Consider the following 7,195-nt stretch of genomic DNA (forward strand, 5'->3'; position numbering starts at 1 on the left):
AACACCATGGACCCAACTCACCGCACCGAAACCGACACCTTCGGGCCGATCGACGTTCCGGCCGATCGGCTGTGGGGCGCGCAGACGCAGCGCTCGCTGCACCACTTCGCGATCTCCGAAGAGCGCATGCCGCGCGAGCTGCTGAAGGCGCTGGCGCAGGTCAAGCGCGCCGCCGCGGTGGTCAACCGCGGCCTCGGCCAGCTCGATGCCGGCAAGGCCGAGGCGATCAGCGCCGCCGCCGACGAGGTGATCGCCGGCCGCCATGCCGGCGAGTTCCCGCTGTCGGTCTGGCAGACCGGCTCGGGCACGCAGAGCAACATGAACATGAACGAGGTGCTGGCCAACCGCGCCTCGCAGCTGCTCGGCGGGCCGGTGGGCGAAGGCCGCCTCGTGCATCCGAACGACGAGGTCAACCGCGGCCAGTCGTCCAACGACGTGTTCCCGACGGCGATGAACGTGGCCGCGCTGCAGGCCATCATCGAGCGCGTGCTGCCGGCGCTGGGCGCTTTGCGCGAGACGCTGGCCGCCAAGGCCACGGCCTTCGTGGACATCGTGAAGATCGGCCGCACGCACCTGCAGGATGCGACGCCGCTGACGCTGGGCCAGGAGATCTCCGGCTGGGTCGCGCAGCTCGACCACGCCGAACGCCACCTGCGCGCCGCACTGCCGCACCTGGCCGAGCTGGCGCTCGGCGGCACCGCGGTCGGCACCGGGCTCAACGCGCATCCCGAGTTCGCCACGCGCGTCGCCGCCGAGATCGCCGCGCTGACCGGCCACCCCTTCGTCACCGCGCCGAACAAGTTCGAGGCGCTGGCGGCGCACGACGCGCAGGTCTTCGCGCACGGGGCGCTGAAAACGCTGGCCGCCGCACTGAACAAGATCGCCAACGACGTGCGCTGGCTCGCCTCCGGCCCGCGCTCGGGCCTGGGCGAGATCCGCATTCCGGAGAACGAGCCCGGCAGCTCGATCATGCCGGGCAAGGTCAACCCGACGCAGTGCGAGGCGCTGACGATGCTGTGCTGCCAGGTCATCGGCAACGACATGGCGGTGGCGATGGCCGGCGCGTCGGGCAACTTCGAGCTCAACGTCTACAAGCCGGTGATCATCCACAACCTGCTGCAGAGCGCACGGCTGCTGGCCGACGGCATGCACAGCTTCGACGCGCATTGCGCGCAAGGCATCGAGCCCGATCGCCAACGCATCGCCGAGCTGGTGCAGCGCTCGCTGATGCTGGTGACCGCCCTGAACCCGCACATCGGCTACGACAAGGCCGCCGCGATCGCGAAGAAGGCGCACCGCGAAGGCAGCACGCTGCGCGAAGCGGCGCTGGCCTCGGGCCATGTCACGGCCGCACAATTCGACGCCTGGGTCGATGCCGCGAAGATGGTGGGCCCCTCCCGTTGACGTCACGTTTGCCGCCGATGAACTTCCTGCCCGCCGTCCAGCCGCAACAACCCGCCACCGCTCACGCGTGGTGTTATGTCTTCGTCGAAGGCCGGCTGCTGCTGCCGCTGCCCGAGGACGCCGGCTTCGCGCCGCAGCCGAGCGCGCAGCTCGAAGCGATCGCCCCGGTCACCCGCCACTACCTCGGCCAGCTCGACGGCCTGGACTGCTGGGTCGCGCGCGCCGAAGCGGTGCCCGAGGGCTGGCGCAGCGTGCCGCTGCGCGCGGCGATGATGGCGCTGAACGAGCCGCTGATGATGGTGGCCAGCCGCGCCGCGCAGGTGCTGGAGTGGGAACGCACGCACCGCTACTGCGGCGTCTGCGGCACGCCGACCGAGCTGCACGCCAGCGAGCGCGCGCGCCGCTGCCCGGCCTGCGGCCACAGCGCCTACCCGCGCTTGTCGCCGGCGATGATGTGCCTGGTCACGCGCGGCCGCGAGCTGCTGCTGGCGCGGGCGGTCAATTCGGTCACCGGCTTCTACAGCGCACTGGCCGGCTTCGTCGAGGCCGGCGAGTCGCTGGAGGACTGCGTGCACCGCGAGGTCGCCGAGGAGGTCGGCCTGCAGGTGAAGAACCTGCGCTACTTCGGCAGCCAGAGCTGGCCCTTCCCGCACAGCCTGATGGTCGCCTACACGGCAGAGTGGGCCGGCGGCGACATCGTGCCGCAGGCCGACGAGATCGGCGACGCACGCTGGTTCACGCCGGAGAACCTGCCGCCGATCCCGCCGCGCTTCTCGATCGCCGGGCACCTGATCCGCGACACGGTCGAGGCGCTCGTTCAGGCCGGCGCGGGCGGGCGCTGAATCCGCAGGCTGACGGTATCGAACTCCGGATTCGCCGCCGAACTCGGCAGCTCGCCCATGCGGGCGCGGAACAGCAGCTCGTCGGTCACGCGCAGCCGGCGGCTCATCTCGCGCGCGATGTTCATCTGGATCAGCGCGAACTGCTCGAGGTCCTTCTCGTAGAGCCGCATCATGTGCGCCGGCGTCAGCTCGATCGCCGTGCAGTCGAGCACCGCGCGCACCGTCGCGCTGCGCGGGAACAGGTCGAGCAAGGCCATCTCGCCGATGCAGTCGCCCGGCCCGAGCTCGCGCAACAGCAGCTCGCGCCCGCCCCAGTTCTTGATGATCGAGACGCGGCCCGACTCGAGCACGTACATCGATTGCGCCGGCTCGCCCTCACGAAAGAAGTAGCTGCCGGCCGACACGCGCACCGAAGGCGCCGGCTCCAGCAGGTAGGCCAGCGCGTCCTCGCGGATCGCGCCGAAGATCGGCATCTGCTGCAGCAGCTCGATGCGCACGGTGTGCATGGGACGGGTCTCCTTCAGCGTTTTGCAGCGAGGGGGTAGGTGCAGTAGCGCAGGGCCACCAGACACGCGTAATCGGCCTTCGTGCCGAAGGCCTGGATCACCTGGCCGGTGAACGGTCCCAGCCCGTAGATGCGGCCGTCGCTGGTGATGCCGATGTAGTTGCCGGTGGCAGCGTAGTAGCGCAAGGTGTAGTCGACGCCCTCGTGGCGGTACGGGATGCTCTGCGCCGGAGGGTTGAACAGCCCCGGGTAGCGGGTCTCGGCCCAGTTGAGCAGCTCGTCGGCGGTGATCGCAATCGGTTCGACCGGCTGACCGTAGTCGAGCGGCTGCGCCAGTTCCTGATCGCCGCCTCCGCCGCACGCGGCCAGCAGCACGGCGGCCGCGATCGGACAGCCGAAGCGTCGTACGCTGAAGCTCGTCATTGCGGATCCTCGAAGTCGCGGCACCAGCATAGCGCTATCCGCGCCGGCACGGATGGCGCTAGAGTCGGCCGGGCGGTAACCGAGGAGACACAACATGACGACGACAAATGCGGCCGCGCGCAAGGACGATCTGCTGGCCCCGGTCAAGACGCTGGTGCAGGCCAAGCTGCCGGCCGAGCAGCGCGAGACGCTCGCCGCCTTCGTCGATCACTACTTCGGCCAGGTCGATCCCGAGGACCTGGCCGAGCGCGACAGCGGCGACCTGTACGGCGCGGCACTGTCGCACTGGCACTTCGCGCGCAAGCGCGAGCCCGGCCGCGCCCGCGTGCGGGCCTTCAACCCGACGATCTCCGAGCACGGCTGGCAGTCGACGCACACGATCATCGAGATCGTCACCGACGACATGCCCTTCCTCGTCGACACGGTGACGATGGAGGTCAACCGCAACGGCCTGACGCTGCACCTGTTCGTGCACCCGATCGTCGACGTGCAGCGCGATGCCGGCGGCATGCTGCTGGGCCTGAACGGCGGCAAGCGCGAGTCGTTCATGCATGTCGAGGTCGACCGCGTGCCCGAGCCGCAGCGCCTCGAAGCGCTGATCGCCGACATCGAGCGCGTGCTGGGCGACCTGCGCCTGGCCGTCACCGACTGGCAGGTCATGCGCGACCGCGCGCTGGCGCTGGTGCAGCAGATCGAGGCCACGCCGCCGCCGCTGCCGCGCGAGGAGATCGCCGAAGGCCAGGCCTTCCTGCGCTGGCTGGTCGACAACCACTTCACCTTCCTCGGCTACCGCAGCCACACGCTGGGCCGCAGCGACGGCCAGGACCAGATCGGCGTCGTCGCGGGCTCCGGCCTGGGCATCCTGCGCGACGAGGCCGCGCTCGACGTGGTGCCGACCTACGCCGCGCTGCCGCCCGAAGTGCGCGCCTATGCACGCCGGCCCGAGCTGCTGGTGGTCACCAAGTCGACCGCCCGCTCCACCGTGCACCGGCCGGGGTACCTCGACTACGTGGCGGTCAAGCGCTTCGACGCCGAGGGCGAAGTCTGCGGCGAAGACCGCTTCCTCGGCGTCTTCACCTCCACCGCCTACAGCGCGAACCCGACCGACATTCCGCTGCTGCGCCGCAAGGTGGCCGAGGTCGTCGAAGGCGCGGGCCTGGCCGTCGGCAGCCATGCCGGCAAGGCGCTGCTGAACATCCTCGACACCTATCCGCGCGACGAGCTGTTCCAGACCCCGGCCGACGAGCTGCTGCGCTTCGCGATGGGCATCCTGCACCTGGGCGAGCGGCAGCGCTTTCGCGTCTTCGTGCGGCGCGATCCGTTCGAGCGCTTCCTGTCCTGCCTGATCTACGCGCCGCGCGAGAACTACACCACCGAGCTGCGCCAGCGCTGGCAGGCGATCCTGATGCAGGCCTTCAACGGCTTGAGCTCGGAGTTCAACGTCGCGTTGAGCGAATCGGTGCTGGCGCGCATCCAGATCACCGTGCGCACGCAGCCGGGGCACATCCCGCCCTTCGACGTGCGCGAGATCGAGGCGCGGCTGATCGCCGCCGCGCGGCGCTGGGAAGACGACCTGAAGGCCGCCCTGCTCGAGTCCGCCGGCGAGGCGCGCGGCGTCGCGCTGCTGCGCCAGTACGGGCAGGCCTTCCCAGCCGGTTATCGCGAGGAATTTGCGGCCCGCGCCGCGGTGCCGGACATCGAAATGATGTCGAAGCTGACGGATGGCGAACCCGTCGCGATGAGCCTCTATCGCCCATTGGAAGCGGCCCCCGGCACGCTGCGCTTCAAGCTGCTGCGCCGCGGCGAGCCGCTGACCTTGTCGGCCAGCCTGCCGATGCTCGAGCACATGGGCATGAAGGTGCTCGACGAACATCCGTACCGCCTGACGCCGGACGGCTCGGCCCCGGTCTGGATCCACGACTTCGGCCTGCAGTGCGCCGACGCCGGCGGCGCCGAAGTCGAGGTCGACGAGCTGCACGCGGTGTTCGAGGAAGCCTTCGCCGCGGTGCTGCGCGGCGAGGTCGAGAACGACGACTTCAACCGCCTCGTCGTCGCGGCGCGGCTGCCGGCGTCCGACATCGTCGTGCTGCGCGCCTATGCGCGCTACATGCGGCAGATCGGCTTCGCGCTGTCGCAGACCTTCGTCGAGAGCACGCTGGTCGCGCATGCCGGCATCGCGCGGCAGCTGATCGAGCTGTTCAAGGCGCGCTTCGACCCCGCTGCGGGCAGCGATGCCGATGCGCGCGCCACGGCCGCCATCGCCGCGATCGAGCATGCGCTGGAGAAGGTCGCGAACCTGTCGGAAGACCGCGTGCTGCGCCAGCTGCTCGGCCTGATCCAGGCCACCACGCGCACCAACTTCTGGCGCCGCAATGCCGCCAGCCTGCGGCGCTCGTTCCTGTCGTTCAAGTTCGATTCGGCCAAGGTGCCCGGCCTGCCGGCGCCGAAGCCGATGTTCGAGATCTTCGTCTACTCGACGCGCTTCGAAGGCGTGCACCTGCGCGGCGGCAAGGTCGCCCGCGGCGGGCTGCGCTGGTCGGACCGGCCGGAAGACTTCCGCACCGAGGTGCTGGGCCTGGTCAAGGCGCAGATGGTCAAGAACACCGTGATCGTGCCGGTCGGCTCCAAGGGCGGCTTCGTGCTGAAGAAGGCGCCGCCGGCCAGCGACCGCGACGCCTATATGAAGGAAGGCATCGCCTGCTACCAGGACTACCTGCGCGGGCTGCTCGACGTGACCGACAACCTGGTCGGCGGCAAGATCGTGCCGCCGCCGGACGTGCGCCGCCACGATGCCGACGACCCCTACCTGGTCGTCGCCGCCGACAAGGGCACCGCCACCTTCAGCGACTACGCCAACGCGATCAGCAAGGAGTACGGCCACTGGCTCGGCGACGCCTTCGCCTCCGGCGGCTCGATCGGCTACGACCACAAGGTGATGGGCATCACCGCGCGCGGCGCCTGGGAATCGGTCAAGCGCCACTTCCGCGAGATGGGCATCGACACGCAGTCGCAGGACTTCACGGTCGTCGGCATCGGCGACATGTCCGGCGACGTGTTCGGCAACGGCATGCTGCTGTCGCCGCACATCCGGCTGCTCGCCGCGTTCGACCACCGCCACATCTTCCTCGACCCGAATCCCAACGCCGCCGCCAGCTTCGCCGAGCGCCAGCGTTTGTTCACGCTGCCGCGCTCGTCGTGGGCCGACTACGAGACCAAGCTGATCTCGCCCGGCGGCGGCGTGCATCCGCGCAGCGCGAAGTCGATCGCGCTGACGCCCGAAGTGCGCGCCGCGTTGGGGCTGGATGCGTCGGTCGACGCGATGACGCCGACCGAGCTGGCCAATGCGATCCTGAAGGCGCCGGTCGACCTGCTCTACAACGGCGGCATCGGCACCTACGTCAAGGCCGCGGGCGAGACGCATGCGCAGGTCGGCGACCGCGCCAACGACGCACTGCGCGTCAACGGCAGCGAGCTGCGCTGCAAGGTGGTCGCCGAAGGCGGCAACCTCGGCTGCACGCAGCTCGGCCGCGTCGAATACGCGTTGGCGGGCGGACGCATCAACACCGATGCGATCGACAACTCCGCCGGCGTCGACACCTCCGACCACGAGGTCAACATCAAGATCCTGCTCGGTCTGGCGGTCGGCGAAGGCGAGCTCACCGAGAAGCAGCGCAATGCGGTGCTGCCCGAGATGACCGACGAGGTCGCGGCGCTGGTGCTGCGCGACAACGTCTTCCAGACCCAGGTGCTGTCGGTCACCGGGCACATCGCCCCGCAGCTGCTCGACGCGCAGTCGCGCTTCATGCAGTTCCTCGAGAAGGCCGGCCGGCTGAACCGGGCCATCGAATACCTGCCCGACGACGACGCGATCGCCGAGCGCCGCGCTGCGGCCCAGGGCCTGAGCAGCCCCGAGCGCGCGGTGCTGCTGGCCTACAGCAAGATGTACCTGTACGACGAGCTGCTGGCCTCGCCGCTGCCCGACGATCCGTGGGTGGCCACGGCCTTGGAACGTTATTTCCCG

The 7,195-nt window shown here is 69.8% G+C and carries 5 protein-coding genes; 3 read left to right on the plus strand and 2 right to left on the minus strand.

The window, feature by feature from the left end:
- The first annotated feature begins 6 nt into the window (after positions 1-6).
- Positions 7-1,404, plus strand: a complete 1,398-nt coding sequence (gene fumC, locus HLB44_RS28475; RefSeq protein WP_173131064.1) for a class II fumarate hydratase — start codon at positions 7-9, stop codon at positions 1,402-1,404.
- Positions 1,405-1,421: 17 nt separating this feature from the next.
- A complete protein-coding gene (nudC, locus tag HLB44_RS28480; RefSeq protein ID WP_173131067.1) occupies positions 1,422-2,246 on the plus strand; it encodes an NAD(+) diphosphatase in 825 nt (274 codons plus the stop codon).
- Here the strand turns inward: nudC and HLB44_RS28485 are convergent.
- Together HLB44_RS28485 and HLB44_RS28490 are read right to left on the minus strand one after the other, a co-directional pair.
- Positions 2,222-2,752, minus strand: coding sequence for a Crp/Fnr family transcriptional regulator (locus tag HLB44_RS28485; RefSeq protein ID WP_173131069.1), 531 nt, complete (start codon positions 2,750-2,752; stop codon positions 2,222-2,224). The two genes, nudC and HLB44_RS28485, sit on opposite strands and share 25 nt — an antisense overlap.
- Positions 2,753-2,766: 14 nt before the next feature.
- Positions 2,767-3,174, minus strand: a complete 408-nt coding sequence (locus HLB44_RS28490; RefSeq protein WP_173131071.1) for a hypothetical protein — start codon at positions 3,172-3,174, stop codon at positions 2,767-2,769.
- Between the two features lie 94 nt (positions 3,175-3,268).
- On the opposite strand from HLB44_RS28490, the gene HLB44_RS28495 reads away from it, so the two are divergent.
- Positions 3,269-7,195 (plus strand): NAD-glutamate dehydrogenase (locus HLB44_RS28495; RefSeq protein ID WP_173131074.1); only part of this gene is annotated, 3,927 nt, incomplete at its 3' end.

This window comes from Pseudaquabacterium terrae (assembly GCF_013266755.1).
Classification (GTDB): domain Bacteria; phylum Pseudomonadota; class Gammaproteobacteria; order Burkholderiales; family Burkholderiaceae_C; genus Pseudaquabacterium; species Pseudaquabacterium terrae.

Bases quoted from the DNA above. Each gene is read 5' to 3' on its own strand.
- fumC (WP_173131064.1), top strand. From the start codon at position 7: ATGGACCCAACTCACCGCACCGAAACCGACACCTTCGGGCCGATCGAC.
- nudC (WP_173131067.1), top strand. From the start codon at position 1,422: ATGAACTTCCTGCCCGCCGTCCAGCCGCAACAACCCGCCACCGCTCAC.
- HLB44_RS28485 (WP_173131069.1), bottom strand. From the start codon at position 2,752: ATGCACACCGTGCGCATCGAGCTGCTGCAGCAGATGCCGATCTTCGGC.
- HLB44_RS28490 (WP_173131071.1), bottom strand. From the start codon at position 3,174: ATGACGAGCTTCAGCGTACGACGCTTCGGCTGTCCGATCGCGGCCGCC.